This is a genomic window from Rhizobium sp. SVR5-2C (assembly GCF_056755115.1).
Window position 1 is genome coordinate 1 of the sequence record NZ_JBNDHT010000687.1, and the last position, 228, is coordinate 228.

Sequence of the window (228 nt, forward strand, 5' to 3'; positions counted from 1 at the left end):
GTCTCGGCGTCGACGAACCACGCGAGCGGCTCGAGATGGTGCTCGGCGGCCCAGTCCTCGCTCGCGAGCAGGACGGCCGAGGCGCCGTCGGTGAGCGGCGTCGAGTTGCCGGCCGTCATCGTCGCACCTTCACCACGGCCGAAGACCGGCTTGAGCGCGGCCAGCTTCTCGACACTGGTGCCGGGTCGCAGGTTGTCGTCGCGCGTGAGCCCGAGGTAGGGGGTCATC

1 protein-coding gene is annotated in these 228 nt (G+C 71.1%); it reads right to left on the reverse strand.

Annotated elements, in window-relative coordinates; genetic code table 11:
- The coding region (locus ACPYOI_RS37375) for a thiolase family protein (protein WP_481424343.1) at positions 1-228 on the reverse strand (228 nt) is incomplete at both ends.